Origin of the sequence: Synechocystis sp. LKSZ1 (genome assembly GCF_040436315.1) — a bacterium.
In the GTDB taxonomy this organism is placed as follows: Bacteria; Cyanobacteriota; Cyanobacteriia; order Cyanobacteriales; family Microcystaceae; genus Synechocystis.
In genome coordinates, this window is sequence record NZ_AP031572.1 from 2,142,301 (window position 1) to 2,167,239 (window position 24,939).

The 24,939-nt window shown below is 52.9% G+C and carries 17 protein-coding genes; 16 read left to right on the forward strand and 1 reads right to left on the reverse strand.

What is annotated here, in order from left to right; translation table 11 throughout:
• The first annotated feature begins 22 nt into the window (after positions 1–22).
• The 9 genes from fabF (at position 23) to ABXS88_RS09980 (ending at position 16,093) form a co-directional block, all read left to right on the forward strand.
• On the forward strand, positions 23–1,273 hold the full coding sequence (fabF, locus tag ABXS88_RS09940; protein ID WP_353671888.1) for a beta-ketoacyl-ACP synthase II: 1,251 nt from the start codon (positions 23–25) through the stop codon (positions 1,271–1,273).
• A 115-nt stretch (positions 1,274–1,388) separates the two neighbouring features.
• Complete coding sequence (gene tkt, locus ABXS88_RS09945) at positions 1,389–3,395, forward strand: transketolase (RefSeq protein ID WP_353671889.1); 2,007 nt, start codon at positions 1,389–1,391, stop codon at positions 3,393–3,395.
• A 255-nt stretch (positions 3,396–3,650) separates the two neighbouring features.
• On the forward strand, positions 3,651–5,543 hold the full coding sequence (locus ABXS88_RS09950; RefSeq protein WP_353671890.1) for an N-acetylmuramoyl-L-alanine amidase: 1,893 nt from the start codon (positions 3,651–3,653) through the stop codon (positions 5,541–5,543).
• A gap of 125 nt (positions 5,544–5,668) precedes the next feature.
• Positions 5,669–6,505, forward strand: coding sequence for a glutamate racemase (murI, locus tag ABXS88_RS09955; protein WP_353671891.1), 837 nt, complete (start codon positions 5,669–5,671; stop codon positions 6,503–6,505).
• Between the two features lie 147 nt (positions 6,506–6,652).
• On the forward strand, positions 6,653–6,946 hold the full coding sequence (gene rpsT / locus ABXS88_RS09960) for a 30S ribosomal protein S20 (protein WP_353671892.1): 294 nt from the start codon (positions 6,653–6,655) through the stop codon (positions 6,944–6,946).
• Between the two features lie 68 nt (positions 6,947–7,014).
• On the forward strand, positions 7,015–7,797 hold the full coding sequence (locus tag ABXS88_RS09965) for a TatD family hydrolase (RefSeq protein ID WP_353671893.1): 783 nt from the start codon (positions 7,015–7,017) through the stop codon (positions 7,795–7,797).
• 81 nt (positions 7,798–7,878) lie between these two features.
• Positions 7,879–11,184 (forward strand): DNA-directed RNA polymerase subunit beta, encoded by a 3,306-nt coding sequence (gene rpoB / locus ABXS88_RS09970; RefSeq protein WP_353671894.1) that lies wholly within the window; start codon positions 7,879–7,881, stop codon positions 11,182–11,184.
• Between the two features lie 120 nt (positions 11,185–11,304).
• Entirely contained in the window at positions 11,305–15,243 is a 3,939-nt protein-coding gene (locus ABXS88_RS09975) for a DNA-directed RNA polymerase subunit beta'' (protein ID WP_353671895.1), read from the forward strand.
• A 16-nt stretch (positions 15,244–15,259) separates the two neighbouring features.
• Entirely contained in the window at positions 15,260–16,093 is an 834-nt protein-coding gene (locus ABXS88_RS09980) for a TlyA family RNA methyltransferase (RefSeq protein ID WP_353671896.1), read from the forward strand.
• Here ABXS88_RS09980 and ABXS88_RS09985 read toward each other — a convergent pair.
• Positions 16,090–16,491 carry an FHA domain-containing protein gene (locus tag ABXS88_RS09985; protein WP_353671897.1) on the reverse strand — a complete coding sequence of 134 codons (402 nt, stop codon included), beginning with the start codon at positions 16,489–16,491 and terminating at the stop codon, positions 16,090–16,092. The genes ABXS88_RS09980 and ABXS88_RS09985 overlap by 4 nt on opposite strands.
• A gap of 192 nt (positions 16,492–16,683) precedes the next feature.
• Here ABXS88_RS09985 and ABXS88_RS09990 point away from each other — a divergent pair, with 192 nt between their 5' ends.
• The 7 genes from ABXS88_RS09990 (at position 16,684) to ABXS88_RS10020 (ending at position 24,931) form a co-directional block, all read left to right on the forward strand.
• Complete coding sequence (locus tag ABXS88_RS09990; RefSeq protein ID WP_353671898.1) at positions 16,684–18,624, forward strand: FAD-dependent oxidoreductase; 1,941 nt, start codon at positions 16,684–16,686, stop codon at positions 18,622–18,624.
• An 84-nt stretch (positions 18,625–18,708) separates the two neighbouring features.
• Complete coding sequence (locus ABXS88_RS09995) at positions 18,709–20,013, forward strand: FAD-binding oxidoreductase (protein ID WP_353671899.1); 1,305 nt, start codon at positions 18,709–18,711, stop codon at positions 20,011–20,013.
• A 31-nt stretch (positions 20,014–20,044) separates the two neighbouring features.
• Positions 20,045–21,382: a heterodisulfide reductase-related iron-sulfur binding cluster gene (locus ABXS88_RS10000; protein WP_353671900.1), complete on the forward strand. Its 1,338-nt coding sequence runs from the start codon at positions 20,045–20,047 to the stop codon at positions 21,380–21,382.
• Positions 21,383–21,488: 106 nt separating this feature from the next.
• Positions 21,489–21,875, forward strand: coding sequence for a hypothetical protein (locus ABXS88_RS10005; protein ID WP_353671901.1), 387 nt, complete (start codon positions 21,489–21,491; stop codon positions 21,873–21,875).
• Positions 21,876–21,945: 70 nt separating this feature from the next.
• A complete protein-coding gene (locus tag ABXS88_RS10010) occupies positions 21,946–22,386 on the forward strand; it encodes a hypothetical protein (RefSeq protein WP_353671902.1) in 441 nt (146 codons plus the stop codon).
• 65 nt (positions 22,387–22,451) lie between these two features.
• Entirely contained in the window at positions 22,452–23,000 is a 549-nt protein-coding gene (locus ABXS88_RS10015; protein WP_353671903.1) for a hypothetical protein, read from the forward strand.
• 293 nt (positions 23,001–23,293) lie between these two features.
• Positions 23,294–24,931, forward strand: coding sequence for a hypothetical protein (locus ABXS88_RS10020; RefSeq protein WP_353671904.1), 1,638 nt, complete (start codon positions 23,294–23,296; stop codon positions 24,929–24,931).
• Positions 24,932–24,939 lie beyond the last annotated feature (8 nt).

The window sequence follows — 24,939 nt, forward strand, 5'->3', positions numbered from 1 at the left end:
GTTTTATTTATTGACAATAACCATGGCAAATTTAGAAAAAAAAAGGGTCGTTGTGACGGGATTGGGGGCCATTACCCCCATCGGTAACACCCTCGCTGACTACTGGCAAGGACTTTTGCAGGGTGCCAATGGCATCGGCCCAATTACCCATTTTGATGCCAGCAATCATGCCTGCCGTTTTGCGGGAGAGGTCAAAGGTTTTGATCCTTTGCAATACCTAGACCGTAAAGAGGCCAAGCGGATGGATCGTTTTGCCCAATTTGCAGTGTGTGCCAGCCAGCAGGCCCTGGCAGACGCCCAACTAGTGATTAATGAACTGAATGCTGATGATATCGGCGTTCTCATTGGCACAGGCATTGGTGGACTAAAGGTATTAGAAGACCAGCAGGAAATATTGCTGACCAAGGGGCCGGGTCGCTGTAGTCCCTTTATGATCCCGATGATGATTGCCAACATGGCGGCGGGCTTAACGGCCATTCACGTTGGAGCTAAGGGCCCGAATACCTGTACGGTGACGGCCTGTGCGGCCGGTTCTAATGCGGTCGGTGATGCTTTTCGTTTGGTACAAAGCGGCTATGCCAAGGCCATGATCTGCGGCGGAACAGAAGCTGCTATTACCCCCCTGTCCTTTGCTGGCTTTTCTGCCGCACGGGCACTCTCTTTCCGCAATGATGACCCTCTCCATGCCAGCCGTCCCTTTGACAAAGACCGAGACGGTTTTGTCATGGGAGAAGGGGCCGGCATTCTCATCCTCGAAGAGTTAGAGCAAGCAATCCAGCGAGGGGCCAAAATTTATGCCGAAATTGTCGGTTATGCGATGACCTGCGATGCCTACCACATTACTTCTCCTGTCCCCGATGGCCGGGGCGCCACCCAAGCCATGACCCTAGCCCTGAAGGATGCGGGCCTGGCCCCGGAAAGTGTGAGCTACATCAACGCCCACGGTACCAGTACTCCTGCTAACGATGTGACCGAAACGCGAGCCATTAAGCAGGCCCTGGGGGCCCATGCCCATAATCTGGTGGTCAGTTCTACCAAATCGATGACAGGCCATCTTCTGGGCGGTTCCGGGGGGATTGAAGCGGTGGCAACGGTGATGGCCATTGCTGAAGACCGGGTTCCCCCGACCATTAATCTAGAAAATCCCGACCCGGATTGTGACCTCGACTATGTGCCCAGCACTAGCCGGGCCCTGCCAGTGGAGGTGGCCCTATCCAATTCCTTTGGCTTTGGCGGTCATAACGTGACCCTAGCTTTTAAAAAATATCATTAACCCGGTGAAATGAAGCCGAAGCGTGGGAAGATGGTAGCAAAATTTGGGCTACCCCTTGCCACTGCTAGAGATGGTTTCCCCACCGTTATATTTTTAGTTCATTCCACAAGAGATTATGGCTACTCAATCCCTGCAAGAACGCTGTATTAATTCCATTCGTTTTTTAGCCATTGATGCGGTTGAAAAGGCAAAATCTGGACACCCCGGCCTACCCATGGGGGCCGCTCCCATGGCCTTTGTGCTGTGGGATCAGTTCATGAAGTTCAATCCCAAAAATCCCCAATGGTTTAACCGCGACCGCTTCATTCTCTCGGCGGGCCATGGTTCTATGTTGCAGTACGCACTGCTCTATTTGATGGGCTATGACAGCGTTTCCATCGAAGACATTAAACAGTTCCGTCAGTGGGGGTCTAAAACACCCGGTCACCCGGAAAACTTTGAAACCGCAGGGGTGGAAGTGACGACGGGCCCTCTGGGTCAGGGGATTGCCAACGGCGTGGGATTTGCTCTAGCAGAGGCTCATCTGGCCGCAACGTTTAATAAACCCGATGCTAAATTAGTTGACCACTACACCTACGTCATCCTAGGGGATGGTTGCAATATGGAAGGGGTAGCGGCGGAGGCCTGTTCCATTGCGGGTCACTGGGGCTTGGGTAAACTGATCGCCCTCTACGACGATAACCACATTTCCATTGATGGTTCGACGGATGTCGCCTTTACCGAAGATGTTTCCAAGCGCTTTGAAGCCTACGGTTGGCATGTTCTCCACGTCAAAGACGGTAATACCGACCTCGCAGCCATTGCCAAGGCCATTGAAGAAGCTAAGGCCGTGACTGATAAACCGACCATGATCAAGGTCACCACTACCATTGGTTATGGTTCTCCCAAAAAAGCCAACACGGCGGGGGTACATGGGGCCGCTCTAGGGGCGGAAGAAGTAGACGCCACCCGCAAAAACCTGGGCTGGGACTATCCTCCCTTTGAAATTCCCCAGGATGTTTTAGACCATACCCATAAGGCTATTGAACGGGGAACCCAACTGGAGGCCGAATGGAATAACGTTCTCGCTCAGTACAAAGCCAAATATCCCCAGGAAGCCGCCGAATTTGAGCGTCTCCTCAGCGGTGAACTACCGGCTAACTGGGCTGATGTCCTGCCCCGCTACACGGCCGAAGATAAGGCGCTTCCGACCCGGAAACACTCCGAAACCTGTCTCAATAAACTGGCTCCCGTTTTGTCGGAACTGATCGGGGGGTCGGCGGATCTGACCCACTCTAACCTCACTGAGTTGAAAATTTCCGGTGATTTCCAGAAAGGGGCCTACCAAAACCGGAACGTCCACTTCGGGGTACGGGAACACGCCATGGGGGCCATCTGTAATGGTATTGCGCTCCATGGTTCTGGCCTGATTCCCTACGGTGCCACCTTCTTGATCTTTACGGACTACATGCGGGCGGCCATTCGTCTCTCAGCCCTGGCAAACGTCGGTGCCATTTGGGTGATGACCCACGATTCCATTGGCCAAGGGGAAGATGGCCCGACTCACCAGCCGGTAGAAACCCTGGCTTCCCTGCGGGCGATTCCCAACCTGACAGTAATCCGTCCCGCCGACGGCAACGAGTGCTCCGGGGCCTACCACGTGGCAATCACCAATGCCAAACAGCATAAACCGACACTCTTGGCCTTTACTCGTCAAAACGTGCCTAACCTTGCTGGTAGCAGCATTGAGAACACCCTCAAGGGGGCCTATACCCTCGTCGATTGTGCCGGAACCCCTGACCTAATCCTGATCGGTACCGGTTCGGAAGTGAGCCTCTGTGTGGAAGCTGCCAGCAAACTCGCTAGCGAAGGTAAAAATGTCCGGGTCGTCTCCATGCCCTCCTGGGAGCTGTTTGAAGCCCAAGATAGTGCTTATAAAGAATCTGTTCTACCGAAGGCTGTCACCAAGCGCCTCGCTGTAGAAGCCGGCGTTAGCTTTGGTTGGCAAAAATATGTCGGCATGGAAGGGGATACCGTGAGTATCGACCGCTTTGGAGCCTCTGCCCCCGGTGGCATCTGTATGGAGAAATTTGGTTTTAGCGTTGATAACGTTTTGGCCAAAGCTAAAGCGCTCCTGAGCTAGTGACGCTCTACCTACATCGAGACTAAATTACCCATGGCCCTCTAATCTCTAGAGGGCCTTTACCGTAGGCAATCAGTCCCTTCCTATCGTTGACCTGAGCTATTCCGCTCAATCCCAAGGTTATCGATATTTTGTCAAGCTTTTTTTGATGTTCCCTAGTAACCTGGCTAGAGGATTCGGTGCCCTATCCAAATCTCCGACAGATTTGTCGTTTAAGATAGGTCAGTCGATATTCATTCTAGTCGAGGAGTGATTATGAACCGATTCCATGGTTTTGTACTTGCTTTTATATCCCTCCTCTGCTTAGCCGCACCGGCTGAAGCAGGAAAACTTCTTTACTGGCGCTTTGAAGCGTCCCAGAACCGACTGACCTTTAACACTGAAACGGGAGTTCAACCGACCGCCCAGTTAATTCCTAATCCCACCCGCATTGTGATTGACCTGCCAGGCACAACCCTGGGGCGGCCGACAGTGAATCAACCCATTGGAGGAACTGTTAGTAATGTGAGGGTGGCTCAATTTGACCCTTTTACGACTCGTCTGGTGATTGAATTGGCCCCTGGTTACACCGTGGATCCCCAGCAGGTTAAGGTACGGGGTATTACCCCCACCCAATGGACAGTGGATTTACCCGTTCCCCAACGAACCACCACCCCTCCCCCCTTATCTCCCCAATCTCAGGCTCCAGCCCCCAGTCGGCCCCTTCTGGCCCCCGCTGAAGGAGCTGAAACTGTCCAAGTGACGGCCAGTGGCCTCTTGATTCCCTTGGTTCGGAACGGCCAGAACAACAATATCCGAGTAGACCGCAGTAACGACGGCACAACTATTCAGGTCGGCTTACCGGGGGCGATGCTTCCCAGTTATTTAGCGGGAAAAACCTTTGCTATTCAGCAGTACGGTGTCAGTGACCTATCTTTTGCCAACTCCAGTACTGATCCCCGCCTCAGCTTAACCGTTGACCCTAATAGTCCCGGTTGGCAGGCCTACTACAGTCGCTTGGGAGGTGGAATAGTGCTCTTCCCAAAGGGGGGAATTCGGGCCACCCAAGGGTTGGCCCCGCCACCGAGCAGTGGCATTCCCCTACCACCTTCTGCTGACCTAGGGGTCAGTTCCCTTAGTAGTGAAGGAGTTAGTATTACCGGCCTAGAATTAAGTCGGGACAATCGCCAATTATTAATTCGGGCCGATCGGCCTCTGCAGGCCAAGGGCACCCTCAACCGTCTAACGGGGAACTATGAAATTCGCATTGAGAATGCCCGCCTGGCCAGTAGCTTCAAACAACCCAGTTTGAGCGGTAATAGCCCGATTACCCAGCTTCAGATCCGCCAAGATGCCGGTGACACCTTGGTTTTTTTCGTGCAACCGGCTGCCGGAACCCGCTTTGGTAATCTTTTTCGGTCAGGGGGCCTCTACGCCCTAGAGATCGCCCCCCGAAGTTATGGCGGCACTTCGTTGGGGAACCGTCCCTTACCCCCCACAAATCCTGGCTCCAATGGTACACCAGTTACTATCAACGTGCCGTCTGCCCCACGGGGCTCCCTGCCGCCCCTAGGAAATGCTCTGCCACCCAATCCCCTCCCGACCCAAGGGAATTGGCCCCGTATCCCCCAGGGCAGTCGCCTGGTGTTTATTGATCCCGGCCATGGGGGCACGGATCCAGGGGCCATTGGCCTGAACGGAGTCCAGGAAAAAGATATCATTTTGTCCATCTCGCTCCAGGTTGTGCGCTACTTGGAACAACAGGGAATTCGGACAATGCTCGCCCGCAATAGTGACTACTTTGTTAGTCTCCAGGGCCGCACCGACATGGCCAACCGTGCCGGAGCGGATCTGTTTGTCAGTATCCACGCCAACTCCATGGGAGCGGGTCGCCCTGATGTCAGCGGTCTTGAAGTGTATTACTATGACTCACCGGAATTATCTCGTTTTATCCATCGCAGTATTTTGAGGAGTCTAGATGTCAAAGACCGAGGAATTCGCAAGGCTCGTTTTTATGTGCTCCGAAATAGTAGAATGCCTTCAACCTTGGTAGAAGTGGGTTTTGTGACGGGGAGCGAAGATGTTGCCAAATTGACCAATCCCAGTTACCAACAACAAATGGCCCAGGCTATCGCTCGGGGAATTATCGAATACCTGCAACAAAACTAGCGCCCCAGGACTCTTTATCCCAGAACCAATATCTGAGAAAGTTAACCTTAGACCTGGCTAAGTATATTTACTTCCCTCGATATTCGTGTTTGAATTATCAGCATCTTATTTTCATATAGCCTTATATGCGAGAGTCTCAGCGTAGCCGAATCGGCGTTTTTGATAGTGGTGTGGGTGGTTTAACAGTCTTGCGCGAGTTGTATCGACAACTCCCCAAGGAATCGATTCTCTACTTTGGGGATACAGCCCGGCTACCTTACGGCAATCGAACCTCCCAGGAAATCGTACAATTCGTGCGGGAAATCCTGACCTGGATGCAAGAGGAGCAGGTCAAGATGGTGATCATGGCCTGTAATACCAGTTCCGCCCTGGCCTTGGATGTGGTTCGCCAGGAATTTGATTTCCCCATCCTTGGGGTGATTTTACCGGGGGCTCGAGCCGCTGTTCGTCTAGGCCGAAAAATTGGGGTGATTGCCACCCCCGCCACCGTAGCCAGTAATGCTTATCGGGATGCCATCCATGAAATTGATTCCCAGGCTCAGGTATGGCAAGTGGCCTGTCCTGAATTTGTGCCCCTCATTGAACAAAATCGGATTTATGATCCCTACACCAAGCAGATAGCCCGGGATTATCTCCAACCTTTACTGGAAGTCCAGATTGATACTCTGGTCTTTGGTTGTACCCACTACCAACACTTAACTCCCATTCTGCGAGAAATCCTGCCCGCCTCAATTCACCTGGTGGATCCAGCAAGTTATGTGGTTAAGGCCGCCCGCAAGGAACTGGAGGTCCTCGGTCTCAGTAACAACCAGATGTCCATTGCGACCCACTTCACTGTCAGTGGCTGTCCCCATAGTTTTGCGGAACTGTCCCAGCAGTGGCTTGGTTTTTGCCCAAGTGTAGAGCAGATTCATCTCCCCCCAGTGCCGATATCCCCCGTTTCTTTAGAGATCCTCGACTAATCCCTGCCGCCCCCTGACCCATTCCCCCATCTAAGGCGATGTGAGCTTATCTTGTCAGTCCCTTGATTCTCTGTTACAATAACGAGTCTGATTGTAGATATAGTTGTCTCTTTATAATCCCCTCTGTAACCTGTACTGAGAGCAATCGTGGCTAATAACAAGTCTGCGCTAAAGCGCATTGAAATCGCAGAACGTAACCGACTGCAGAACAAGTCCTATAAGTCGGCAATTAAAACCTTAATGAAAAAGACCTTCCAGTCCGTGGAAGCCTACGGTGCTAGCCCAGCACCCGAGGCCCTAGAAGCGGTTCAAACTAATCTATCCGCCGCCTTTAGTAAAATTGACAAAGCCGTCAAGCGTCGTGTTCTACACGTCAACAACGGGGCGCGTAAAAAAGCTCGTCTTGCCAAGGCCCTGAAGCGGGTCACGACTCCCGCCTAGGCTAAAACGGTTACTGCGAATACAGCCGCCCCTTGGGCTAATGCCATTCCCGCCCCTGTGAGATGTCGATGCAATTGATTGATACGCACGTTCACATCAACTTCGAGGTTTTCCAGTCCGAACTTCCCTCTCTGCGGTCTCGTTGGCAAGAAGCCGGGGTTGTCCAGCTAGTCCATTCCTGTGTTGAGCCCCAGGAATTCCAGCAAATCCAGTCCTTGGCGAATCAATTTCCAGAACTCTCCTTTGCGGTAGGATTACACCCCCTAGATGCTCACAAATGGCTTCCTAGTACCGCTGACCAGATTTTGGCTTTAGCCCAGTCTGACCAGCGGGTTGTTGCCATTGGGGAGATGGGCCTGGATTTTTATAAAGCTGATAACCAAGCCCAGCAGAAGGAAGTCTTTTTAGCCCAGTTACGAATTGCCCATCGCTTACAGAAACCTATTATTGTCCATTGTCGCGATGCGGCACCGGTTTTGCGGGAACTTTTACAGGATTTTTGTCGGCACCAAGGGCCGATACAAGGGGTTATGCATTGCTGGAGTGGGAGCCCCGAAGAAACTCAGTGGTTTTTAGACCTGGGGTTTTACATTAGCTTCAGCGGTATTGTGACTTTTAAGCGCAGTGAAATGATTCAGGCCAGTGCCAAAGGCGTTCCCCTAGACCGTCTTTTAATCGAGACCGATTGTCCGTTTTTAGCCCCTGTTCCCCAGCGAGGTAAGCGCAATGAGCCTGCCTACGTCCGCTATGTTGCCCAAGCCCTTGCGGATCTCCGCCAGGAATCCCTCAACACGATTGCCACAGCGACCACCGATAATGCTCGTCGCCTGTTTGGACTCCTCCCAATCTAAGTGTTTTTTCCGTCAGTGCTCACTCGCTGATCTTGCCGTTCCCCCGGCTGCCCCTAACTCCGTGAGAATTTAAACGCCATCATGACTAATTCTGCCCGCAGTCTGCTTCCCGACCTCATCGAAATTCAACACGCTAGCTTTCGTTGGTTTTTAGAGGAGGGCCTGATTGAAGAACTGAATAGTTTTTCTCCGATCTCCGACTATACCGGCAAACTAGAACTGCATTTTCTTGGCAAAGACTACAAGCTCAAGCAACCCAAGTACGACGTAGATGAAGCGAAACGCCGGGATGCCAGCTATTCGGTGCAGGTGTATGTGCCCACTCGCTTGGTTAACAAGGAAACGGGGGAAATCAAGGAACAGGAAGTTTTTATTGGCGATTTGCCCCTGATGACCGAACGGGGGACGTTTATTATCAACGGTGCCGAGCGGGTGATTGTCAACCAGATTGTCCGCTCTCCGGGGGTCTACTACAAAAAAGAGTTAGATAAAAATGGTCGCCGCACCTACTCCGCTTCCTTAATTCCTAACCGCGGGGCCTGGCTCAAGTTCGAGACAGATAAAAATGGTTTGGTCTGGGTTCGTATCGACAAGACCCGCAAGCTTTCGGCCCAGGTTCTTTTGAAGGCCATTGGCTTAGGGGATAACGAAATTCTCGACTCCCTGCGTCATCCCGAGTTTTACCAAAAAACCCTAGACAAAGAGGGCAATCCAACCGAAGAAGAAGCCTTGATTGAGCTCTACAAAAAGCTCCGTCCTGGGGAGCCACCGACGGTGAGTGGCGGTCAACAGTTGCTCGATTCCCGCTTTTTCGACCCGAAACGCTACGATTTGGGCCGGGTCGGACGCTACAAAATCAATAAAAAACTGCGACTGAATGAACCGGATACGACCCGGGTGCTGACTCCCAAAGATATTTTGGCGGCGATTGACTATCTGATCAACCTGGAATTCGACATTGGGAGTACCGATGACATTGACCACCTTGGCAACCGTCGGGTGCGTTCCGTCGGAGAACTACTCCAGAACCAGATTCGCGTGGGTCTCAATCGTCTGGAACGGATTATTCGGGAGCGGATGACCGTTAGTGAGTCCGACATGCTCACCCCGGCGGCTCTGGTGAATCCCAAGCCCTTGGTGGCAGCCATCAAGGAATTTTTTGGTTCATCCCAGCTTTCCCAGTTTATGGATCAGACCAACCCCCTGGCAGAGTTGACCCACAAACGACGGATTTCGGCCCTCGGCCCTGGGGGACTAACCCGAGAACGGGCGGGTTTTGCGGTGCGGGATATTCACCCCTCCCACCACGGTCGCATTTGTCCGGTGGAGACGCCAGAGGGCCCCAATGCCGGTCTGATTGGTTCCTTGGCGACCTGTGCGCGGGTCAATGCCTACGGCTTTATTGAAACCCCCTACTACCGCGTAGAGAATGGCCGAGTCCGCCGGGATCTCGCACCGGTTTACCTCACCGCCGACGAAGAAGACGATATGCGGGTCGCTCCAGGGGATATTTCCACGGATCTAGAGGGGACGATTCTCGGGGAAAGTGTGCCCATTCGTTACCGCCAGGAATTTTCCACCACCACCCCCGAGCAGGTGGATTATGTGGCCGTCTCTCCTGTCCAAATTGTCTCGGTAGCGACCTCCCTGATTCCCTTCCTGGAACACGACGACGCGAACCGGGCTCTGATGGGGTCTAACATGCAACGGCAGGCGGTTCCCCTCCTGCGACCGGAGCGCCCTCTGGTGGGGACTGGACTGGAAGCTCAGGCCGCTCGGGATTCGGGGATGGTGATTGTCTCCCGAACCCATGGCGTGGTGACCTACGTTGATGCGACGGAAATCCGCGTCCAATCCCGCGATCCCAACAACCCTGATGTCGTGGGGTCGCTCCAAACCTACTATTTGCAAAAATACCAGCGCTCAAACCAGGACACCTGTCTCAATCAGCGTCCGTTAGTTTACGTCGGTGAAGATGTCGTGCCGGGTCAGATTTTGGCCGATGGTTCCGCTACTGAAGGAGGAGAATTGGCCCTGGGCCAGAATATTCTGGTAGCCTATATGCCCTGGGAAGGCTACAACTACGAAGATGCCATCCTGATTAGCGAACGTCTGGTCTATGACGACATTTATACCAGTATCCACGTTGAAAAATTTGAAATCGAGGCCCGACAAACCAAACTCGGCCCGGAGGAAATCACCCGCGAAATTCCCAACGTTGGGGAAGATTCTCTGCGCAATTTAGATGAACAGGGGATTATCCGCACCGGGGCCTGGGTGGAATCGGGGGATATTCTCGTGGGGAAAGTCACGCCGAAAGGCGAAGCGGATCAGCCCCCCGAAGAAAAACTTTTGCGGGCCATCTTTGGGGAAAAAGCTCGGGATGTGCGGGATAACTCTCTGCGGGTTCCCAACGGTGAAAAGGGCCGGGTCGTGGATGTACGGGTCTTTACCCGAGAAAAAGGTGATGAACTGCCCCCCGGTGCCAATATGGTCGTGCGGGTTTATGTGGCCCAGAAACGCAAAATCCAGGTAGGAGACAAAATGGCTGGTCGCCACGGCAACAAAGGGATTATTTCCCGCATTTTGCCCATCGAAAGTATGCCCTACCTGCCCGATGGCCGGCCGGTGGATATTGTCCTCAACCCGCTGGGGGTACCCTCCCGTATGAACGTGGGCCAGGTCTTTGAATGCCTCCTGGGCTGGGCCGGCGAAAACCTGGGCGTTCGTTTTAAAATTACCCCCTTTGATGAAATGTACGGGGCTGAAGCTTCCCGAGAAACCGTCCATGGTCTGCTGGGGGATGCCTCCCAAAAACCTGGCAAAAACTGGGTCTTCGATCCCGACAATGCTGGCAAAATTACGGTCTACGATGGCCGCACCGGAGAACCCTTTGACCGTCCAGTCACTGTCGGCCAGGCCTACATGCTGAAACTGGTTCACCTCGTAGATGATAAGATCCATGCTCGTTCCACTGGCCCTTACTCCTTGGTTACCCAGCAACCCTTGGGTGGAAAAGCCCAGCAAGGCGGTCAGCGCTTTGGAGAAATGGAAGTATGGGCCCTGGAGGCCTACGGCGCGGCCTACATTCTCCAGGAATTGCTAACGGTGAAGTCCGACGATATGCAAGGGCGGAATGAGGCCCTCAATGCCATCGTCAAAGGCAAACCGATTCCCCGGCCCGGAACGCCAGAATCCTTCAAGGTGTTGATGCGAGAACTTCAATCTCTGGGCCTGGATATTGCCGTCCATAAAGTAGAACTGTCCGAGGATGGCAGTAGCCGCGATGTGGAGGTTGACCTGATGATCGACACCCAACGCCGGGCCCCCAGTCGTCCCACCTACGAATCCTTAAATACCGACGATTTAGAAGAAGAAGAGGTCTAGCCGTTCTCCAGGGCTTCCCCTCCCCAACACCAAAGGAGGAGAAACATCTTAACGATTCTCCTACCTTTGAATGGCCGCTCAGGCCCCCGCCGCTCTCAAGTCCTATCCCCCTCAATTGCCATGACCTTTTATAACTACACTATCGACAAAGGCCGCCTCAAAAAACTGATTGCCGCCGCATTTCGTCGTCACGGCTCTGCCCGCTGTTCTCAACTGGCCGATGATCTCAAGGGCCTGGGCTTTAAGTTTGCTACCAAGGCGGGGGTTTCCATTAGCGTCGAGGACTTGAGTATTCCTCCGGTGAAAAAGGAAATGCTCAAAAGCGCCGAAGAAGAAATTCGCACCACTGAAGCCCGCTATGCTCGGGGCGAAATCACGGAGGTAGAGCGTTTCCAGAAAGTGATTGACACCTGGAACAGTACCTCTGAAGGTCTGAAGGACGAAGTGATCCGCAACTTCCGGGCCACTGACCCCCTCAACTCCGTCTACATGATGGCCTTTTCCGGCGCACGGGGAAACATGAGCCAGGTTCGTCAGTTGGTGGGGATGCGGGGCCTGATGGCCGATCCCCAGGGGGAAATCATTGACTTGCCCATTAAAACCAACTTCCGAGAAGGACTCACCGTTACTGAGTACATTATTTCTTCCTATGGAGCACGGAAGGGCCTGGTCGATACGGCCCTGCGGACAGCGGACTCAGGCTATCTGACCCGTCGTTTGGTGGATGTTTCCCAGGATGTGATTGTGCGGGAAGTGGATTGTGGTACGGAGCGGAGCGTCCGCGTCACGGCCATGATTGATGGGGATCAGGTCAAAATTCACCTCGGTGACCGCTTGGTGGGTCGACTACTGGCTAAAGATGTGGTCGATAAAGATGGTCAAGTCATTGCGGAACGCAACCAAGAAATTGATGAAGACCTAGCCAAAAAAATTAGCCAGTCGGTAGAAGAAGTCTTCGTGCGATCGCCCCTGACCTGTGAAGCGGCCCGTTCGGTTTGTCAATCTTGCTATGGCTGGAGTTTGGCCCACGGTCATAAAGTGGATCTTGGGGAGGCCGTGGGGATTATCGCGGCCCAATCCATTGGGGAGCCCGGTACCCAGCTCACCATGCGGACGTTCCACACCGGCGGGGTTTTCACCGGAGAAGTGGCTCGCCAGGAAAAGGCCCCGGAGGATGGCACAGTCAAGTGGGGTAAAGGCCTGAGCACTCGTAAGGTTCGGACTCGCCATGGTGAAGATGCGGAACAGGTGGAAGTCGCCGGAGATTTGATCTGGAAAGGCGAAGGGAAAAAGGCCAATACCCAGACCTACTCCCTCACCCCTGGTTCCCTTATTTTTGTGCAGGATGGTGAAAAGGTAAAAGCGGGGCAACTATTGACAGAAATTTCCCTATCCAAGGCCCAACGTTCTACGGAACGAGCCACCAAGGATGTGGCCAGTGACTTAGCCGGGGAAGTCTTGTTTGACCGCCTCGTTCCCGAAGAAAAAACGGATCGCCAAGGCAATACTACCCGGATTGCTCAACGGGGGGGCCTGGTTTGGATTTTATCTGGAGAAGTCTATAACCTCCCGCCAGGGGCGGAGCCGGTCGTTAAAAACGGTGACCAGGTTAAGGCCGGCAGTGTGCTAGCGGAAACCCGTTTAGTGTCCACCAGTGGTGGGGTGGTGCGTCATCAAGAAGATAGTCGAGAAATTGAAATTATTACAGCCTCGGTACTGTTAGACCAGGCCCAGGTCAAGCTGGAAAGTAGCGGGGGGCGGGAACAATACGTCATTTACACTGCCGATGGCCAGCGCTTCTTGCTGAAGGCTGCACCGGGGACAAAAGTCCAAAACCATGCCATTGTCGCCGAACTGATTGACGAACGTTACCGGACGACCACTGGGGGACTGATTCGTTATGCCGGTGTCGAAGTGGCCAAGGGGGGCCGGAAACAAGGCTACGAAGTCACCAAGGGCGGTACCCTACTCTGGATTCCCGAAGAAACCCACGAAATCAACAAGGATATTTCCCTCTTGATTGTCGAAGATGGCCAGTACGTCGAAGCTGGAACGGAAGTGGTCAAGGATATCTTCTGCCAGTCCAGCGGGATCGTAGAAGTCATCCAGAAAAATGACATCCTGCGGGAAATTATCATCAAGCCTGGCGAATACCATTTGGATGTTGACCCCGACCAAGTCAAACTGGAGTCGGGCCAGTTAATTCAGCCAGGAACAGAAATCCTACCCGGCATTGTGGTAGCAGAATTGCGTCAGGTAGAGTGGGTGGAAAGCACCGAGGGCCTGGGCCTGCTCTTGCGTCCGGTTGAAGAGTATAAAGTTTATGATGAGCCAGCAGCCCCATCCCAAGGTTCCCAAAATTCCGATGGCGGTCGCCAGATAGAACTCCGCTCGGTGCAACGACTTTTCTACAAAGATGGCGACCGAGTCAAGTCCGTTGAAGGCTCTCAGCTGCTCAGCACCCAGCTGGTCTTGGAAATTTCTGGAGATGACCTGGAAATTGCCCACCTGGCGGCAGACATTGAACTTCAAGATGACGAAGACGAAGAATGTAAACGTCTGCAGTTGGTGATTCTCGAATCGTTGGTGTTGCGCCGCGACCAGGAAAATGACCCCCACAGTGGCTCTACTCAGACTCGCCTGTTAGTCAAGGATGGGGATGAAATTCCTGCTGGTGCTGTTGTGGCTCGCACGGAAATTCAATGTAAAGACGCGGGCATTATTCGCGGTATTCGTAGTGGCATTGAATCGATCCGTCGGGTGCTGGTGGTAAGGGCCGTTGACCAGATGACCCTAACGCTCCCGGAAGCCCCCACACTGAAAGAGGGCCAGCTACTGGTGGCCGGAAAAGAAATCACCAGCGGCGTTCAACTGCCCGAATCCGGTCAAGTGATTGCGATCCAGTCCCAGGGCGACCAACATCAGGTTACCCTCCGTCTTGCTCGTCCCTACCGTGTCTCCTCTGGCGCCGTTCTCCACATTGACGATGGCGATCTGGTACAACGGGGTGATAACCTCGTTCTGCTGGTCTTTGAACGGGCCAAAACCGGGGATATTATCCAGGGTCTGCCCCGGATTGAGGAACTGCTAGAAGCCCGTAAACCCAAAGAGGCCTGTATTCTGGCCCGGAAGCCAGGCATCTGTCAGGTAGAGTACCAGGATGGGGAAACCGTCGATATTAAAGTGATTGAGGACGACGGCACCATTAGTGAATATCCGCTCCTACCGGGGCAAAATGCCATGGTGGCTGATGAACAGCGGGTCAATGTGGGTGATCCCCTCACCGATGGCCCGGCCAACCCCCACGAAATTTTGGAGGTTTTCTTCAACTACTACGTGGATAACTCGGGCTGTTATGAAGCTTCCCTGCGGGGCCTACAAGCGGCCCAGAAATTTCTGGTGGATCAAGTGCAAATGGTTTATCAGTCCCAGGGGATTGACATTGCGGACAAACATATCGAAGTGATTGTGCGTCAAATGACCTCCAAAGTCCGGGTTGATGATGGGGGCGATACCACTATGTTGCCGGGGGAATTTGTGGAACTGCGCCAAATTGAGCAGGTCAACGAGGCCATGGCCATTACAGGTGCCGCCCCTGCCCGCTATACCCCTGTCCTGATGGGGATTACCAAGGCCTCTCTGAATACGGACAGCTTCATTAGTGCGGCCTCCTTCCAAGAAACAACGCGCGTCCTCACGGAAGCGGCCATCGAAGGAAAATCGGACTGGCTACGGGGCCTGAAGGAAAACGTGATCATTGGTCGCCTAATTCCCGCAGGCACTGGTTTTAGTACCCAAGAAGAGGCCCTGACGTTGGTGGAAGCCACGGAGGAACCTAGCTATAGCCGTAATAATACTTACAGTTTGCCGGAGCCCGTGGAACCGCCGCCTAGCCGCTCGGCCCGTCTCCGGGTAGAAGACCTCGATAGTGATGAGCACATGGTTCTCGACGATAATATTGCTCGGGCCTACACCGGCCGGGAGTTTAACAGCGAGGACGAAGATGACTTCGCCGAAGAGTACGACACCGATGAGGATGATTTTGAGGAGGATAGCTAAGGCCTAATTTCCTGCTATGGATAAACAGCGCCTAGACCTTCTACTGGTAGAACGTCAATTGTGCGAGTCTCGGGCAGTGGCCCAACGGCTCATTCGTGCCGGAGAAGTCAAGGTCAACCAGCGGGTACTCGACAAGCCAGGTACTGAAGTGGCTCGGAATGCCCGGCTGGAACTGGTGCAAAAGCCCCCCTTTGTCTCACGGGGCGGTGAAAAGCTGGCTAAGGCCCTACGCCAGTTCTCCATTTCTGTGGAAGGTCGAGTCTGCTTAGATGGGGGTATTTCCACCGGCGGCTTTACGGATTGTCTGTTACAGGCCGGTGCAGCCCTTGTCTATGGTGTGGATGTGGGCTACGGCCAGGTGGCCTGGAAACTCCGCCAAGACCCCCGGGTTATTCTGTGGGAACGGGCTAACTTTCGACATCTGACCCCCAGTCAACTATACGGTGATCAACCCCCTGCCGACCTCGGGGTGATGGACTTATCTTTCATTTCCTTGACTAAAGTTATGGACTCCCTCTGGTCGCTGCTACAGTCGCCCCGAGAAGTAATTCTTTTGGTGAAGCCCCAGTTTGAAGTGGGAAAAAGCAAGGTGGGGAAAAAGGGGGTTGTGCGGAGTAGCCTTGACCAGGCCGGTGCGATCCAAAGTGTGCTGGTAGCAGCCCAGGGCCAGGGCTGGGGCTACCAGGGCCTGACCCATTCCCCCATTACTGGCCCGGCCGGTAACGTCGAATATTTGCTTTGGTTATCCGAAGCAGAAACCCAGGAAGTCCCTTCCCTCAAAACCCTAGAAATCTATACTGAGGAGGCTATCGCGTCTTTTCAGTCTCCCATAGCAACCCAGCCATCTTAATTGGAGCTAATTAGGGTTTGGTGCGCTGGTTTTTCATCTGGAGAATGGTGGTGGGGCGTATGGATTTGTTCCGGGAGGGGCGGCTTAGCGTGGGTATCTAGGTGGATCTGAATTTTTGGGCCAGAGCTGGCTAAACGGATAATCATGCCATCAACGACGGGAGCACTGCTAATCGATTGCCCATCAACATAAGTCCCGTTGGCCCCAATATTCACGGCTTCCCAACCCTCTTGTCCGTGGCGTAGTTCCAGGTGGTGGCGAGAAACAACGGCACTGTAGAGAATGACGTTATTATCAGTCGCTCGTCCGATGCGAATGACAGATTCCGTCGAAAAAGTCCAGTTTTGGACAGGAACCGCTTTGCCTGGGAGGAGTAGGGTCAGAGTGATCGCTGACATGGGTACGCACGCAAGAATATGCCTAAATTATACCGCTCTCCCTTGGATTCCGTTGCAAGGGTCTAGTTTTTCGCAATTCTTCTAACAATAGGCTAAATGGCGGCCTTTTTTCCTCCAGATTTTTTAAACAAATACCCATTAATATAAGTCATTAACTTTTGTAATTTTTTCCTAAGCTCGCCCTGTTCCCGCATGCATCAGTCGTCCCCCCCCTCCGCTACTCATCCTGTTTCCCGTCGCACTGCGCTTAAGTTACTGGGCGTGGGAACTGTCGGTGGAGCCCTGGGCTACTCTCGTTTGGCTAAGCCCCAACCTGCCCGTTATCAACTCGACCGTTTGGCCCTGCCCACTCAACTCAGCCAGCCGAAATCCGTGGTGGTGGTAGGGGCCGGATTAGCGGGTCTTGCCAGTGCCTACGAGCTAAGCCAACGAGGCTTTCAAGTAACCCTACTGGAAAAATCTCCCAACCTTGGCGGTAAAATTGCGGGTTGGCCAATTCAGGTGGGTGAAGAAACCTTTCAAATGGAACATGGTTTCCACGGCTTTTTCCCTCAGTACTATAACCTGAAGAGCATTGTCCAGGAACTGTCCATTAGCGAGAATTTCCGTTCCCTCGACTTCTATTCCCTAGTCTTTCGCGAGGGCTACGCGCCAGAAGTTTTCCGTCCTAGTCATTCCGCCTTTCCCTGGAATATCGTTGACCTGGGTATTTCTTCCCCCAACCGCCTACGCTGGGGTATTAATCTCACCAAACTAGCCCATCTCCAGGTGTTTCGAGCCATTACCGGCTTCCAGATTCCCAAAAGCTATAACCAATACGATAATATCTCCGTGGCGGACTGGGTCGCCCAGGGATTTCCCCAAGGCCTGTACGACCTCTACTTTCTTCCCTTCGCCAAATCCAGTCTTAATGCCCCAGACGTTTTAAGCACAGGGGAATTACTACAATTTTTCCATTTCTACTTCTTTGGCAACCCCGAGGGCCTGGCCTTCAACGGCACCAAGGATGATATGGTCACCAGCCTGGTGATGCCCATTGTACGGGCCATCGAGGCTAAGGGGGGACGGGTGATTACGGAGGCAACCGTGAGTGAGATGATCTGCCAGGACGATCGTATTACCTCCCTCACCTACCAACAGGGCGATGCCATCACTAATGTGCCTTTTTCCGTGACTGAAAATACGTTACTCAGTACAAAAAGCACTACTTATTATGGTGCAGGAGATCGAGTCTATTTGGCAGAAAGGGACGGCACCGAGGCTCTTTCCCTCACCTGTTCCCACCAGGGTTGTACCGTGGCTAAACAGCAAGACGGCAAGTTTATTTGCCCCTGCCATGGCGCGGTGTACGATGAGCAGGGCCACGTTCTCCAGGGGCCAGCCAAGCGCAATTTAACGCGCTTCAAAGTTCAGAAAACCGCAGACCAGAGCGCTGAGTTGGTGGCCCTCCAGGCCAAGACCCCGAGCCAACAGGAAACCCTGACGGCGGATTACTACGTGTTGGCGGCGGATGTGATTGGCATGAAGCATCTTTTTGAGCGGGTTCAGGGAAACGTTAACCCGGCCCTTGTCCAGCAAATTCAACAATTGGCCCTGGCAGACCCCTTTGCCGTAGCGCGGTTTTGGTTTGACCGCGATTTTCCCTGGCAACATAGTGATTTTGCCTCCCTATCGGGCTATCGACTAACGGATAGCATTACCCTCTACCACCGCATTCAGACCCAATTTATTGACTGGGCCCAACGCACGGGCGGCAGCGTGGTCGAACTCCATGCCTACTGCTACAAGGAAAAGGAATTTCCTACCCAAGAAGCACTCCTGACCACCTTCGAGCAGGAACTCTACGAAATTGTGCCGGAATTGCACGGGGCCACGGTTTTACACCGGGAATTGGTCAATCAAAAGAATTTTTCGGGCTTTCCGCCCGCTAGCTATCATAACCGACCCGCCACCGAAACCCCAGTTCAGAATCTTTTCTTCGCGGGGGATTGGGTTAAAATGCCCTTTCCCTGTGGCCTGATGGAACGGGCGGTGAGTAGTGGTCTATTGGCGGCCAATGGCGTTTGCCATGGGGAAGGCCTGCAACGGCGAGAACTGCTGACGGTAATGCCAGAAGGGGTTTTGCAAATTTGAAGTGTGGCGATGATTACGCAGTTGGGCTGGAGATGAGACTTATGGGGTAGTCTGATTAGGTGGTATTTGTTGCCTAGTCTGTCTATGTCCCCTGCGCCTACAATCCAACTTCCCACCTTTAGCGATGCGAGTTCTGTTCTGCAACCTTGGGAGGGCCTGGCCCCAACGGAGCGAGAATCTCTTCAAGCCGGCCTGGCCGCTGGCGTAATTCCGTATCATTGCTTGGCCCCGGTTAGTGTTGAGGATGCGGCCCAAGTGATTGGCCAGGCTACGGCCCAGGGCCTGGCCCTATTACCCTGCGGTAATGGCACTAAACTCCAATGGGGAGGCCCGGTACGGTCGGCGGATTGGGTGCTCAGTAGTCGTCAGCTTAATCGTATTGTGGAATATGCGGCGGCGGATTTGACGGTGACGGCGGAAGCGGGAGTTCGTTTAGCGGATCTCCAGGCCTTTTTGGCCCCCCAGGGCCAGTTTTTACCCCTCGATCCCAGTTACGATGATCGGGCTACCCTCGGTGGCATTATGGCCACAGGAGATGCGGGGAGTTGGCGGCAACGCTATGGTGGCGTTAGGGATTTGGTGTTGGGATTTTCCTTTTTGCGTTGGGATGGCAAGCTGGCTAAGGCCGGTGGCAAGGTGGTTAAAAATGTCGCTGGCTATGATCTGATGAAACTCTTCGTTGGCTCCTACGGTACCCTGGGCTTTATTACCCAGATGAGCCTCAGGCTCTATCCCCGGCCCCCCGTCTCCCAAACCCTCCTCTTGACAGCCACGGAACAGGGGGCCTTAGCGCGTTTGGCCCAGGCCCTGCTCACCTCGGGCTTGACGCCCACGGCGGCGGATCTGTTGTCTCCCCAGTTAATGCAGGCCCTTGGTCTAGGAATACATCTGGGCCTACTGGTGCGCTTCCAAAATATTCCCGAAGGGGTGGCGGAACAGAGTGATCGCCTGCAACACCTGGCCCAGGCCCTTGACCAGGCCCCCCAGATTTGGCAAGGGGAATCGGAACAAGACCTATGGCAACGATTGAAAAGGACAATGACGGTGGCCCCCAGGGCCACGAGCGTCACCTGTAAAATAGGAGTCATGCCTAGTCAAGCGGTGAACTTTTTACAGCAATTACCCGGTTGGGGCCAAATCCACCTGGGAACCGGCCTGGGGCGCCTCACCTTTGACCAAGGGATAGACCCGGCGGCCCTCCAGCGACAGCGGATTTTGTGCCAAAATTATCGCGGCTTTTTAAGTATTTTAGAATCCCCTGCCTCCTACAAAACCCAGCTTGATCCCTGGGGCTACGACGGCAATGCCCTAGACCTCATGGGCCGTTTGAAGCAACAATTTGATCCCCAGCAATGCTTTAGTCCGGGTCGTTTTGTCGCCGGGATTTAGCGTTTTTCCTATCCAACCCTTTACTAAGCTAATGCCCAATTCTGACGCCCCGACCACTGGCTTTGATGCCCATAATCCCCCTGCCCAGGCGCTGATGGATAGTTGCGTCCACTGCGGTTTTTGTCTATCTACCTGTCCGAGCTATCGGGTAATTGGCAAGGAAATGGATTCGCCCCGGGGCCGGATTTATTTGATGAATGGCATTACCCAAGGTCAGGCCAGTCTAGATGAAACCACCAGCGCCCATTTTGATACTTGTCTGGGTTGTTTAGCCTGCGTGAGTACCTGTCCTTCAGGTGTTCAGTACGACCGTCTGTTGGCGGCGACGCGGCCCCAGGTGGAACGCAATGTACCCCGTTCCTGGCGAGACCGCTGGTTTCGAGGCCTGCTGTTTAATCTGTTTCCCTATCCCCAACGCCTCCGTCTCCTGCTACCGTTTTTCTGGTTGTACCAAACCCTTGGCCTGCAGAAACTCGTTCGAGCCAGTGGCCTATTGCAACGCTTTTTTCCCCGTCTAGCGGCCATGGAAGCTATTTTGCCCCGCGTCACGCCCCAGTCCTTTCGGGCAGACTATCCTGAAACGATTCCGCCCCAGGGCCAACAACGCTACCGGGTGGGTTTAATTCTCGGCTGTGTCCAACAACTCTTTTTTGACCCCGTCAATGCGGCCACAGTACGAGTACTAACCGCGAATGGCTGTGAAGTGGTCATTCCACCGAACCAAGGCTGTTGTGCGGCCCTACCGGCTCACCAAGGCCAGGAACAACAGGCCCAGGCCCTCGCCTGCCAAATGATTGATCGGTTTGAAGACAAGGCCCTGGATTACATCATCATCAACGCGGCGGGATGTGGCCATACCCTCAAGGAATACCATCACATTTTGGCCGATGATCTTGTCTATGCCGCCAAGGCCCAAGCCTTCGTGGCCAAGGTACGAGACGTTCACGAATTTCTGGCTGAAGTGGGGCTCACAACCCCTTTACATGCTCTGGCAGAGGAACCTCTACCCCTGGTTTACCAAGATGCCTGCCACCTGCTCCATGGCCAAAAAATCAGCCTGCAACCCCGACAGCTCCTGGGCCAAATTCCGGGGGTTGTCCTCAAGGAACCCATCGATGCGGCCCTCTGTTGCGGCAGTGCGGGGATCTACAACATGCTCCAGCCGAATGTTGCCGCAGAACTAGGCCAGCAAAAAGTCCGTAATCTATTACAGACCGGAGCTAAGGTGATTGCTTCCCCTAATCCGGGCTGTTCTCTACAAATTCAGCGTTATTTAACGGCCCAAGGAGCATCAGTACCCCTTTTGCATCCGATACAATTATTGGATTATGCTATTCGTGGTTTGGTCTTGGCTCAAGGCCCCCACTAGAGAGCTTTTCGGTTTTTTAAATGCTAGAGGCCTGAACATCATCTAGACCTTTTACCTACCACCACGCTCAAGCGGGTTAGGATAGAGTCATCGTCGGAGTCCAATAATGCCAGACTTTCAGACCTTTATCACTATCCTGACGGCCCTGTTGGTCTTTCTTCTAGGGATTTTCCTGAAATATGATACCCTCTACCTCAGAAACTACCAAATCCACTTCCCCCAATGGGCCGGCCTCGTCCTCGCCGGGGCTACTTTCTCGCTTGTGGTCTTGGATCAACTCCTACGGGGGTTTGTCCGACTTGAGGAGATACAACGCCGAGATGAGGAAGAGCAACGAAGAATTAAGCAAGCAGAACGCGAGACTCGCCGAACTCGAATCGAAACTCGATATCGTATTGCAGTTATCCGATACCAACTCGACCCCAGTGACCTCCACCGACGACAACTAGCCGATTTACTGGCCCTGCTCCAGGAATACCAAGATACGCTCTAGGCCTATCTGTATTTGTCGATTTCTTCTTTACTCAAGCGGGTTAGGATAGGGCCATCGTCGGAATTCAATAATGCCAGACTTTCAGACTTTTATTACTATCCTGACGGCCCTGTTGGTCTTTCTTCTCGGGATTTTCCTGAAATATGACACCCTCTACCTCAGAAACTACCAAATCCACTTCCCCCAATGGGCCGGCCTCGTCCTCGCCGGGGCTACTTTCTCGCTTGTGGTCTTGGATCAACTCCTACGGGGGTTTGTCCGACTTGAGGAAATACAATGCCGAGATGAGGAAGCTCGACGAAAAGATGAGGAAGCTCGACGAAGAGAAGAGGATGCAGTACGAGCAAAGAATGAGCGCCTTGAGACAGCAGAACGCGAGACTCGCCGAACTCGAATCGAAACTCGATATCGTATTGCGCTCCTCCAATTCCAACTCGACCCCAGCGGCCTCCACCGACGACAATTAGCCGATCTGCTGGCCCTGCTTCAGGAATACCAAGATACGCTTTAGTCCAGCAGGGCCTATTTCTTCTTTACTCAAGCGGGTTAGGATAGGGCCATCGTCGGAATTCAATAATGCCAGACTTTCAGACCTTTATTACTATCCTGACGGCCTTACTGGTCTTTCTTCTCGGGATTTTCCTGAAATATGACACCCTCTACCTCAGAAACTACCAAATCCACTTCCCCCAATGGGCCGGCCTCCTCCTCGCCGGGGCTACTTTCTCGCTTGTGGTCTTGGATCAACTCCTACGGGGGTTTGTCCGACTTGAGGAGATACAACGCCGAGATGAGGAGACTCAACGAAGAGAGCAGGAAAATCGACGAAAGGATGAGGAAGCTCGACGAAGAGAACGAGAAATACTACGAAGAGAGGAGGAAGAGGCTCGACAAAGAGAAGAGGACATTCGACGCCGAGATGAGAAGGCTAGACGAAGAGAACAGGATGCAATACGAGCAAAGAATGAGCGCCTTGAGACAGCAGAACGCGAGACTCGCCGAACTCGAATCGAAACTCGATATCGTATTGCAGTTATCCGATACCAACTCGACCCCAGCAACCTCCACCGACGACAACTAGCGGATCTACTGGCCCTGCTCCAGGAATACCAAGATACGCTTTGATGGGCCAACTCAACCGAAATATCCTCCTGCTGTCATTTCTCCAGCAAGTATCAAGCACTCAAAACTTTTAGGGCCAGCCTTGCTTTGTAGCCGTTTTGTCTTGGGCCAAAACAGTGGCCGACCTCCATGAAAAACAACCCTTTTCCTAATATTTTCCAGGCCTTAAAGCCAGGGCCTGTTCTCATGGTGATCTAGATCACAGAGGCTGACGATCCCTGGAAGTTAGAATAGAGGTATTCCCGAAACTGGGTCTAAAATTTTGTTGTTTGAGTGATTTAGGCGGGAGTAAAGTCATGAATGCTCGATTCAGTTATTTGTGGTTGCGTTATTTAAATACTAAACGCCAGGGCGGGTTTGCCATGATGATAGCAATCGTCTTGGGCCTAGTAATGCTCGTAGTTGGTGTGACCCTATTGGTGCAATCCAGCGGCAATCAAACTAAAACTATTTCTAAAGCAAAATCTGATAAGGCTTTCAGTATTGCAGAGGCTGGGGCGACTCAATATGTTGATTTCTTAAATAAAAAAGCGAATCGTATCTTGCTCTCTTTCGATGACTGTGTTGCGACTAGAGATGCAAATGGTAGCTGTCCTGATAGTGGGACGGGGACAAAAAGCTGGTCTTTAGCCGACAATATTCTGACCGCTGTATCCAATCTACAAGGGGGTAATGCCTGTACTAATGCAACAGGAAGCACAGCGGTTTCAACCATTCAAACGTGGGCTAATGCCAACAATACTACGGGGTGGCGAACCATTGGCGATGGTCGCTTTAAGTTAGTGGGTTATAAATACACTCCAGATGGAGCGGCCAATAGTGTACCAGGGACAGCGGTATTGGCAGTTCAGGGTATCAATGGCACTACAGGAACTGCTGATAGTGCGAATGGCGGTACTCAAGTTCAAATGACGCTACGAATTAATTCAAACCCTAGTAGTACGCCTCCCATCCCTCAGTCCGCCCCCGGTCTTTGGGCCAGAAGTTTTAGCACAGCCGCTGATATCCATGCCAATGTCTTAGATAGCTCTGGTTGTACCAGTGGAAATACACCTGTCAGTAGTAGTCTATTAAACTATCTCCCCTCGCTTCCCTTGGGAACCCTCCCCAACGGGAACCATACCCCAGCCCTATCAGGCACAATGGGTCAATTAGTGAAGGAAACTAATGGTACTCCCTTTCCTCCCTTGCCCTATTATCCTGCAACAGCCGATGCTAACACCAATACCTTAAGCAACTGTAGCGGAAAAACAGCCTACCCCGCTAATGGTGACAAGGATGCAGACGGTAATACTTTTAATTCCAGTTCTCCTCCGGGCACAGGAAAAGTTTATAAGTATCGCATTACAGGCGGGTGTACGCTTCCTAGCGGAGTCACGTTTGGCAGTCGTGGTGATGATCGTGTCATCATGTACATTGATAGCACTCTTGACATTGGTAATAATGCCAAAGTTGCTACCAGTGGTGGCACCCAAGCCAAAGTTCAATGGCTTTTGAGAACTTCAGATTTAGATTTAGGGGGGAATTCTCAGGTGGGTAGTGCCTCACCGGATGCCTCTACTGCTACAAACTGGTCGTTCTTCCTATACAGTTGTACGGATGTTGCCTGCACCTCAAGAAAGAGTTCACCAGAAGTGAGTCTGCGAGGAACATCTGACTATTACGCCTTTATTTTTGCGCCCTATGCAACAGCTGATATGCGAGGTAACCCCAAAATAGCGGGTGCCCTTTGGGTCAATCGCTTCGAGACGAATGGCTCTCCGCCGAAAATCTTTCAAGCGATGCAACAAAACGACTTTAATCAACTATTCTCCGGTGTTTACAGCGACACGGGCACAGATGTTTCTTTGCTACAGAATGGTTATATTGGTAATACCGTTGCTTTCAATAAAACCAGCTTTAATGCTTCTGTCGTCCCGGTTGCGGCTCCCTAGTATTTTCC

Excerpts from the sequence above, each read along its gene's own strand:
- ABXS88_RS10000 (WP_353671900.1), top strand. The coding sequence starts at position 20,045 with ATGCCCAATTCTGACGCCCCGACCACTGGCTTTGATGCCCATAATCCC.
- ABXS88_RS09980 (WP_353671896.1), top strand. The coding sequence starts at position 15,260 with ATGGATAAACAGCGCCTAGACCTTCTACTGGTAGAACGTCAATTGTGC.
- tkt (WP_353671889.1), top strand. The coding sequence starts at position 1,389 with ATGGCTACTCAATCCCTGCAAGAACGCTGTATTAATTCCATTCGTTTT.
- ABXS88_RS10015 (WP_353671903.1), top strand. The coding sequence starts at position 22,452 with ATGCCAGACTTTCAGACCTTTATTACTATCCTGACGGCCTTACTGGTC.
- ABXS88_RS10010 (WP_353671902.1), top strand. The coding sequence starts at position 21,946 with ATGCCAGACTTTCAGACTTTTATTACTATCCTGACGGCCCTGTTGGTC.
- ABXS88_RS10020 (WP_353671904.1), top strand. The coding sequence starts at position 23,294 with ATGAATGCTCGATTCAGTTATTTGTGGTTGCGTTATTTAAATACTAAA.
- ABXS88_RS09975 (WP_353671895.1), top strand. The coding sequence starts at position 11,305 with ATGACCTTTTATAACTACACTATCGACAAAGGCCGCCTCAAAAAACTG.
- ABXS88_RS10005 (WP_353671901.1), top strand. The coding sequence starts at position 21,489 with ATGCCAGACTTTCAGACCTTTATCACTATCCTGACGGCCCTGTTGGTC.
- ABXS88_RS09985 (WP_353671897.1), bottom strand. The coding sequence starts at position 16,491 with ATGTCAGCGATCACTCTGACCCTACTCCTCCCAGGCAAAGCGGTTCCT.
- murI (WP_353671891.1), top strand. The coding sequence starts at position 5,669 with ATGCGAGAGTCTCAGCGTAGCCGAATCGGCGTTTTTGATAGTGGTGTG.
- ABXS88_RS09965 (WP_353671893.1), top strand. The coding sequence starts at position 7,015 with ATGCAATTGATTGATACGCACGTTCACATCAACTTCGAGGTTTTCCAG.
- fabF (WP_353671888.1), top strand. The coding sequence starts at position 23 with ATGGCAAATTTAGAAAAAAAAAGGGTCGTTGTGACGGGATTGGGGGCC.
- rpoB (WP_353671894.1), top strand. The coding sequence starts at position 7,879 with ATGACTAATTCTGCCCGCAGTCTGCTTCCCGACCTCATCGAAATTCAA.
- ABXS88_RS09995 (WP_353671899.1), top strand. The coding sequence starts at position 18,709 with ATGTCCCCTGCGCCTACAATCCAACTTCCCACCTTTAGCGATGCGAGT.
- ABXS88_RS09950 (WP_353671890.1), top strand. The coding sequence starts at position 3,651 with ATGAACCGATTCCATGGTTTTGTACTTGCTTTTATATCCCTCCTCTGC.
- ABXS88_RS09990 (WP_353671898.1), top strand. The coding sequence starts at position 16,684 with ATGCATCAGTCGTCCCCCCCCTCCGCTACTCATCCTGTTTCCCGTCGC.